This is a genomic window from Cellulomonas triticagri (assembly GCF_003696205.1).
GTDB classification, from domain to species: domain Bacteria; phylum Actinomycetota; class Actinomycetes; order Actinomycetales; family Cellulomonadaceae; genus Cellulomonas; species Cellulomonas triticagri.
The window spans coordinates 1-6522 of the sequence record NZ_RFFI01000160.1 but is presented as its reverse complement, the minus strand read 5'-3'; the positions used below and the strand labels follow the sequence as shown (position 1 = coordinate 6522).

The 6522-nt window shown below is 72.6% G+C and carries 8 protein-coding genes and 1 pseudogene; all 9 read left to right on the top strand.

The window, feature by feature from the left end; translation table 11 throughout:
* Positions 1-530 (top strand): flagellar hook-length control protein FliK (locus EBM89_RS18910; RefSeq protein ID WP_147463625.1); only part of this gene is annotated, 530 nt, incomplete at its 5' end.
* Between the two features lie 13 nt (positions 531-543).
* Positions 544-1017, top strand: a complete 474-nt coding sequence (locus EBM89_RS18905) for a flagellar hook capping FlgD N-terminal domain-containing protein (protein WP_122151166.1) — start codon at positions 544-546, stop codon at positions 1015-1017.
* Between the two features lie 42 nt (positions 1018-1059).
* The gene (locus EBM89_RS18900; RefSeq protein ID WP_122151165.1) at positions 1060-2259 is read left to right on the top strand and encodes a flagellar hook protein FlgE; all 1200 of its coding nucleotides are present in this window, start codon (positions 1060-1062) and stop codon (positions 2257-2259) included.
* A gap of 392 nt (positions 2260-2651) precedes the next feature.
* The gene (locus EBM89_RS18895) at positions 2652-2963 is read left to right on the top strand and encodes a flagellar FlbD family protein (RefSeq protein ID WP_122151164.1); all 312 of its coding nucleotides are present in this window, start codon (positions 2652-2654) and stop codon (positions 2961-2963) included.
* A gap of 1 nt (position 2964) precedes the next feature.
* Positions 2965-3735 carry a motility protein A gene (locus EBM89_RS18890; RefSeq protein WP_122151163.1) on the top strand — a complete coding sequence of 257 codons (771 nt, stop codon included), beginning with the start codon at positions 2965-2967 and terminating at the stop codon, positions 3733-3735.
* Complete coding sequence (locus EBM89_RS18885) at positions 3732-4643, top strand: OmpA/MotB family protein (RefSeq protein ID WP_122151162.1); 912 nt, start codon at positions 3732-3734, stop codon at positions 4641-4643. Before EBM89_RS18890 ends, EBM89_RS18885 begins: the two co-directional genes overlap by 4 nt.
* Positions 4644-4649: 6 nt before the next feature.
* Positions 4650-5174, top strand: a complete 525-nt coding sequence (locus EBM89_RS18880; RefSeq protein ID WP_122151161.1) for a flagellar basal body-associated FliL family protein — start codon at positions 4650-4652, stop codon at positions 5172-5174.
* Between the two features lie 209 nt (positions 5175-5383).
* Positions 5384-6319, top strand: a complete 936-nt coding sequence (locus EBM89_RS18875) for a flagellar motor switch protein FliM (protein WP_233571855.1) — start codon at positions 5384-5386, stop codon at positions 6317-6319.
* A pseudogene (locus EBM89_RS18870) lies at positions 6319-6522 on the top strand (flagellar motor switch protein FliN); the annotation flags it as partial. The gene EBM89_RS18875 and the pseudogene EBM89_RS18870, both read left to right, overlap by 1 nt.

The following is a 6522-nucleotide window of genomic DNA, read 5'->3' as shown; positions in this document are numbered from 1 at the left end:
ACGCGGCGCCCGCGCCCACGACGGCGCCGGTCGCCCCCACCGCGGTGCAGGTCGGCACGGTGCAGCACCGGGTCACCGCCCCGGCCACCCAGGCCGCGCCGCTCGCCGACCAGCTCGCGGGCAAGATCGCCGAGCAGGCGCCCGCGCTGCGTGCCGCCGGTCCCGGGCGCCACGTCCTCACCCTGCAGGTCGACCCCGAGCACTTCGGGCCCGTCAAGGTCGTCGCCCACATCTCCCCGGAGTCGGTGCGCGTCGAGCTCGTCGGCAGCACGGACGCCGCGCGCGACGCGCTGCAGAAGTCGCTGCCCGACCTGCGCCGCGACCTGCAGGCCTCCGGCCTGTCGTCCGACGTGAGCCTCGGCTCCGACGGCGCGGGCGACCGCACCGGCGAGCCCGGCAGCCGCGGCACCGCGGCCACCCGCCCGGGCGTCCGGGCGACCGGCACCGACCCGTCCGAGCCGACCGGCACCGCCGGCCCGGCCACCGCCTCCGCGTCGTCCGCCACCGGCGGCCTCGACCTCCTCGTCTGACCAGGAGCCCCGCATGTCCCTGAACATCGACGCCTCGACGATCGGCGCCACGCGCACCGACGCGGCGGCCGGGAAGACGCCGGTCAAGGAGCTGGACAAGGACACGTTCCTGCAGCTCCTCATCACCCAGCTGTCCAACCAGGACCCGAGCAGCCCCATGGACACGAGCCAGATGATGGCCCAGACCACGCAGCTCGGGATGATGGAGGCCCTCACCGAGATCCAGGCCTCGTCGCGCGAGCAGTTCGCGCTGCAGATGCGCATGGCCTCGGCCGACCTCGTCGGCCAGCAGGTCGGCTGGACCGAGGACGGCGCCACGAAGTACGGCGTCGTCGACTCGGTCGACTACTCCGGCTCGGTCCCGCTGCTGAAGATCGGCAAGACCGAGATCCCCCTCGACGCCGTCTCCAGCGTGCTGCCCGCCGGCGCCACGCCCCCGGTCACCGCCGACCCCGACGGCGACACCGACTCCACGACCACCGCCTGACCGCGGTCCGGTACCACCCGAATCCCGAAGGGACGACCCACCATGCTCCGCTCTCTCTTCTCCGGCATCAGCGGTCTGCGCAGCCACCAGACGATGCTCGACGTGACCGGCAACAACATCGCGAACGTGAACACCACCGGGTTCAAGGCCTCGCAGATCCAGTTCCAGGACACCCTGAGCCAGATGCTCAACGCCGCCGCGGCCCCCCAGGGCGGCCAGGGCGGTCAGAACCCGGCGCAGGTCGGCCTCGGCGTGCAGGTCGCGGGCATCACGACCTCGTTCACGCAGGGCGCCGCGCAGCTCACCGGCCGCAGCACCGACATGATGATCTCCGGCGACGGCTTCTTCGTCGTCCGCCAGGGCACGCAGCAGTACTACACGCGCGCCGGGTCGTTCGACTTCGACTCCACCGGCCAGATGGTCCTGCCGGGCGACGGCGCGATCGTCCAGGGCTGGGCCGCGGACGCCAACGGCGTCATCGACACCAGCAGCCCCGTCGGGGACATCCGCGTCGCCGTCGGCACCGTCATGCCGGCGCGCGCCACCACCACGGCGCCGTTCGCGGGCAACCTGCAGTCCGACGCGGCCGAGGGCACCGTCAAGACCCTCAAGGTCACCGCGTACGACCAGCTGGGCGCCGAGCGCGAGATCCAGGTGACGATGACCAAGACGGCCACCGGCTGGACCATGGGCGCCACCGACGGCACCAGCACCTACGCCACCACGCCGCTGACCTTCGACGGCTCCGGCAACCTGACCTGGACCGACGGGACCTCCGGCGACGCCACGTTCGACCTCGGCGGCGTCACGGTCGACCTGTCCGGCATCACCGGCATGGCGGGCGTCGACACGGCCAAGGCCGGGAAGCAGGACGGCTACGCCGCCGGCATCCTCGAGTCGTTCTCGCTCGGCTCGGACGGCACCATCACCGGCGCGTTCAGCAACGGCCTCAAGCAGGGCCTGGGCCGCATCGCCCTGGCGTCGTTCACCAACCCGGCCGGTCTGCAGAAGGCGGGCGGCTCGCTGTTCAGCACCACGGTGAACTCGGGCGACCCGCAGGTCGGCACCGCCGGTGCCGGCGGCCGCGGCACGCTGTCCGCCGGCTCGCTGGAGATGAGCAACGTGGACCTGTCCACGGAGTTCACGCAGCTGATCATCGCCCAGCGCGGCTTCCAGGCGAACTCCCGCGTGATCACCACCTCCGACGAGGTGCTGCAGGAGCTCGTCAACCTCAAGCGCTGACGCGTCAGCCCCGCCGAGGTCGAGGGTTTCGACCGACACGCCGTGCCGACACGCCGGCAGTCGGTGCGAAACCCTCGACCTCGCCCGCAGTTGGGGCGGGTCGATTCGCCCGCCCCAACCGGTCCACGAGGACGTCGCTGCAGCGCGCTGACCTGCGGAGACTACAGTTTGGGAACGTTCTGGACGACACTTTGGGGAATCCCTGCCCACACGTCGAGGACGTTCGCTCCGAGGCTGGTCCGGCGCCCTGCGCAGACTCTCCGAGAGGGCCCGACGAGTCGCCGGAAAGGCTCATCCGCCCGGCCGCACGGCCGATGGGAACGGGTGTACGGCCCACGGAGGGGCCGGGCGGCGATCGCCGCACACGCACCACCAGGGACGGGAAGACCGCTGTGATCATCGTGACGCGCCTGAACGGGGCCCAGTTCGGGGTCAACCCGGACCTGCTCCAGCGCGTCGACAGCGCGCCCGACACCATCCTGACCCTCATCGACGGGACGAAGTACATCGTCCGGGAGTCGATGACGGAGGTCATCGCGCGGGTGAACGAGCACCGCGCGCATCTCCTGGCCCGCGCCCAGGAGATCCAGGCCGCGCCGCACCCCGCCGTCGAGCTGGTCCGGGACACCGGGCCCGGCGACGAGCGGTCCGACGACGACGCGCCGCTCGCCGACACCGTCCCCCTGCGACCCAGGAGCCGCTGACATGGATCCCGCCGGTTTCATCGGCATCGTCGTCGCGTTCGGCGCGATCTTCACCGCCCTCATCCTCGAGGGCGCGGACCCGATGTCGATCTTCCTGCTCCCGCCGCTCATCCTGGTGTGGCTCGGCACCATCGGCGTCGGCATCGCCGGGCACACGATGAAGGACGTCGTCGAGTCCTACAAGGCGGTCCCGCGGGCGTTCCTCAACAAGCGCCCCGACCCGACCGAGACCGTCGACACCCTGGTCGACCTGGCCGACCGCGCGCGGCGCGAGGGCCTGCTGGCGCTCGAGGACGCGGCGAAGGACATCAACGACCCGTTCCTGCGCGGCGGGCTCCAGGCCGCGATCGACGGCACGGACCCCGACGACCTGCGGATCATCCTCGAGGACAAGATCGCGACCAAGCGGACCCGCGAGAAGGTCTGGTCGAAGTACTTCCAGGACATGGGCGGCTACGCGCCGACCATCGGCATCATCGGCACGGTCATCTCCCTGGTGCACGTGCTGGAGAACCTGTCCGACCCGGCCTCGCTGGGCCACTCCATCGCCGCGGCGTTCGTCGCGACCCTCTGGGGCATCCTGTCCGCGAACGTGGTGTGGCTGCCGATCGGCGTCCGCATCAAGCGGTTCTCCGACCTGGAGTGCGCGCAGATGGAGGTCACGCTGGAGGGCCTGCTGGCCGTGCAGGCCGGCGCCAACCCGCGCCTCGTCGGCGAGCGCCTGCGCTCCCTGCTGCCCGACACGCCCGCCGAGAAGAAGGAAGCGGCGTGAGCAGCGGCGGCCACGGGCGCGGTCGCCGCCGGGGCCACGAGGAGGAGGAGCACGTCAACCACGAGCGCTGGCTCGTCTCCTACTCCGACATGATCACGGTCCTCATGGCGCTGTTCATCGTGCTGTTCGCGATCAGCCAGGTGGACCAGGAGAAGTACATCGCCCTGCGCTCCTCGCTCGCCGCCGGGTTCGGCGACGGGTCGATCAGCAGCTCCGCCCTCAACGGCAGCACCGGCGTGCTCGACGGCACCTCCGGCGCGACCGACGGGCCGGAGGCCGGCACCGCCGCGATTGTCGACGCGGACACCGGCCTGGGGGAGCAGGCGTCGAACCCGACGCCCGTGACGGATCCGACCGCGGTGGACGCCTCGGTGCTCGCTGCCGCGCAGGCGGAGGCCGCGCACCTGGAGCAGGTGAAGCAGCACATCCTGGCGGCGCTGAGCAGCCAGGGCCTGCAGGACGCGGTGAGGTTCCGGGTGGACGAGCGCGGGCTGGTGCTCGGGCTGGTCGCCGACGACGTGTTCTTCGCGCAGGGCTCGGCGCAGCTGACGCCCACCGCGATGTCCGTCCTGGACCTGGCGTCCCCGACGCTGGTGGCGCTCCAGGAGCAGATCTCGGTCGAGGGCCACGCCAACACGGTCCCGATCTCCGGACGGTACGCGACCAACTGGGAGCTCTCGTCCGACCGCGCCACCCAGGTGCTCCGGCACATGGTGGAGCGCGACGGCATGCCGGGCTCCCGCATCCAGGCGGTGGGCTACGGCGACACCCGGCCCCTCGTGGCCGGGGGAGGCGACGACGCGATGACCGCCAACCGGCGGGTCGACATGGTGATCCTGAGCGCGGCACCGGAGACGGTCCGTGCGCTGCTGCCCGCGGTGGCAGCCGGTGAGACGACGGGAGGGTAGGGGACGATGCCCATCGAGCAGCGGGTGATCGGCGGCGGCCAGAAGATCGGCGGCGGCAAGATCGGCGGCGGTGCGACCGCCAAGGAGGCCCCGGCGCCCGAGCCGGAGGCCAAGAAGAAGGGCAAGAAGGGCCTGCTCATCGGCATCATCGCCGGGGTGCTGGTCCTGGGCGGCGCGGCCGCCTACTACTTCCTCGGCATGGCCGGGGGCGGGGACGCGGAGGCCGCCGAGCCGCCGCCGGAGCCCGGCGAGGTCGTCGCCGTGGAGCCGATCAGCCTGAACCTCGCGCAGGGCCACTACCTGCGCCTCGGGTTCTCCCTGCAGATGACCGTCGAGGCGGGCGGCCACGGCGCCCCCGACACCGGCAAGGCGGTGGACGCCGCCATCGCGCTGTTCTCCGGCAAGACGGTCGCGGAGATCAGCGACCCGGAGACGCGGGACACCCTCAAGGGGGAGTTCCTGCACCAGCTCGAGGAGCTGTACCACGGAGAGGTGATGGACGTCTACCTGACGAACTACGTGACCCAGTGACGGGCCGCGCGGCGACGCGCGTCCCGTCCGACCTCCCGGCGGCAGCCCTCTGACCAGGGCTGTCGCCGAGCGGTGAACCACGGCGCCACGGAGGGCGCCACATCGCTCCGCAGCACGCCGGCCCACGAGGGGCCGAGGGCGGAGAAGTTCTCGGCGCCGACCGCACGAGACCCCTCACATCACCCGTTCGCGCGCCGATGAGGGTGGGCGTGACGGTCCACACCACGGGTCAGGCCCCGGCGCGCTCGCGCCGGCGCACCCACGCACCCGAGCCCTACGACTTCCGCCGGCCCATGACGATGGCCCGCGAGCACGCCCGCGTGCTCGAGATGGCCTTCGAGACCTTCGCCCGGCAGTGGGGCAACCAGCTCACCGCGCGGCTGCGCGCCATGGCCCAGGTCACCCTGGACGGCCTCGAGCTGCGGACCTACGACGAGTACGTGCGCGGCCTGCCCGGCACGACCGCGATGATGCTCTGCACGATCGAGCAGAGCCGGCAGACCGCCGTCGTCCAGGTCCCGGTCAGCACCACGATGGTGTGGATCGACTACCTGCTCGGCGGGCCCGGCAGCGGCGACGCCCGCGAGGACCGCGAGCTCACCGAGATCGAGCTCACGCTGCTGCGCGGCGTCATGCAGGCCGCCCTCGGCGACCTCGGCTACGCGTTCTCCTCGCTGACGCCCCTGGACGTGACCCTGCGCTCCGTGCAGTACAACCCGCAGTTCGTGCAGGCCGTCCCGGCCTCCGACGCGGTGCTGGTCGCCACGTTCCAGATGCGGGTCGGCGAGCGCGAGGACCTCGCGACCGTCATGTTCCCCGCGGAGCTGCTGCTCGGTGCGGTCCGCCAGGCCGACGGCGCCAGCGGGCGCTCCGCCGAGGACCAGCGCGCCCACGAGGCCGCGGTCCTCGACCTGGAGGCCGCCGTCGAGGACGTGCCGGTCGCCGTCGCGGTCCGGTTCGCGCCCGTCACCGTCCGTCCCCGCGACGTCGTCGACCTGTCCGTCGGCGACGTCGTCCCCCTGTCCCACCCGTCCTCCCAGCCGCTCGACGTGGTCGTGGACGGCGTCGTGCTCGCGCGCGCCGCCGCCGGCAACAACGGGTCCCGGCTCGCCTGCATGGTCGTCACCGTCGAGGAGAAGCACTGATGAACGCCGTCCCCACCGCCGAGGCCACCGAGTCGGCCGTCGCGCTCGCCGCGGCCACCGCCGCCGCCCGCCTGCTGCCCGCGGTCGCCCCGCTGGTGCCCGTCCCGGCCCCCGCGGGCCAGGGTCCCGCCGCCGACGCCCTCGCGGTCGTCGCGTCGTTCGTCGGCCCGAACAGCGCCGACGTGGTGCTCGTCGCCGACGAG

Excerpts from the sequence above, each read along its gene's own strand:
- EBM89_RS18905 (WP_122151166.1), top strand. The coding sequence starts at position 544 with ATGTCCCTGAACATCGACGCCTCGACGATCGGCGCCACGCGCACCGAC.
- EBM89_RS18900 (WP_122151165.1), top strand. The coding sequence starts at position 1,060 with ATGCTCCGCTCTCTCTTCTCCGGCATCAGCGGTCTGCGCAGCCACCAG.
- EBM89_RS18890 (WP_122151163.1), top strand. The coding sequence starts at position 2,965 with ATGGATCCCGCCGGTTTCATCGGCATCGTCGTCGCGTTCGGCGCGATC.
- EBM89_RS18880 (WP_122151161.1), top strand. The coding sequence starts at position 4,650 with ATGCCCATCGAGCAGCGGGTGATCGGCGGCGGCCAGAAGATCGGCGGC.